Genomic DNA, 1,184 nt, shown 5'->3' with positions numbered 1-1,184 from the left:
TTTTGTTTTAGTTGTCCTTCAAACAAAGAGACGGCAGGATCATGTCCGATAGCAATAAATATTCCATCCGTATCTACCTTAATTTTTTGACCGGTTTTAATATTTTTGAGACGTACACCTGTCACAACAGCTCCCATTGAAGCATGAGCTGGCAAACCAACAATTTCTTCTACCACATGATCCCAAATAACGCGTACATTATCGCAAGCAAACAACCTATCTTGCAAAATTTTTTCCGCCCGAAAATGATTCCGCCGATGAACTATGCTTACCGTCTTCGCCAAATGCGATAAATAAAGAGCTTCTTCAACGGCTGTATTTCCCCCTCCCACAACAATAACGTCCTTATCACGATAAAAGAAGCCATCACATGTAGCGCAAGCAGAAACACCGCCCCCCATAAATGTCTGCTCGCTCTCCAAACCAAGCCAGCGAACCTGCGCCCCCGTTGCAATAATGAGCGCATCACAACAATATTGAGTTCCTGAATCTCCATATAAGATAAAAGGGCGCTTCAATAAATCAGCCTTTATAATACTATCATAAACAACTTTTGTGCCCATATTTTCAGCTTGTTTTGCCATCTGTTCCATCAACCATGGTCCTTGAATTGGATCAGCAAACCCTGGATAATTTTCAACGTCAGTTGTAATTGTCAATTGTCCGCCCTGCTGTAATCCAGTAACCAAAACCGGTTCGAGCATTCCTCTCGCCGCATAGATTGCCGCTGTATAACCAGCTGGACCTGAACCAACAATAAGCAGGCGAATATGCGGTTGTACCATAAAATCCCTTTCATTTTTTGTTACTTAAGCACTCTATAAATTATAGCGAAATGTCGCCTTAAAAAAAACATTTTTCAACAGCCTAAATTATAGTGTATACACACTTCTTCTTGAGGGTGAAAACGTTTGATTGCCAATTTATTAAGGCATGTTTAACATAAAAATTAATCTTTATCCTATAAAGAGAGAAACATAAATTCTCATAAACACAAAACCGTAATAAAAATAGATACAGAGATAGGGAACAACCATTTTTCAATTTATTATCAATGTTTGTGCACGTTTTGCATTAATCATGGGAGGAGCAATGCTTTTGCCAATTTTGGCCGATTTACACGACAGCAACCGTAATTGGATAACCTTTGTCTGCTCTTGCGCCATAACCACTATATTAGCAAC

1 protein-coding gene is annotated in these 1,184 nt (G+C 39.3%); it reads right to left on the bottom strand.

Features of this window, described 5'->3' with window-relative positions; genetic code table 11:
* A partial coding sequence (locus ACFIK8_RS08980; RefSeq protein WP_375669220.1) for an FAD-dependent oxidoreductase occupies nt 1–785 on the bottom strand: 785 nt, incomplete at its 3' end.
* Nucleotides 786–1,184 lie beyond the last annotated feature (399 nt).

It is taken from the genome of Bartonella sp. MR168JLCBS (genome assembly GCF_042194175.1).
Note: the sequence above shows the minus strand (reverse complement) of the source record. Positions and strands in the feature narration are given on the sequence as shown.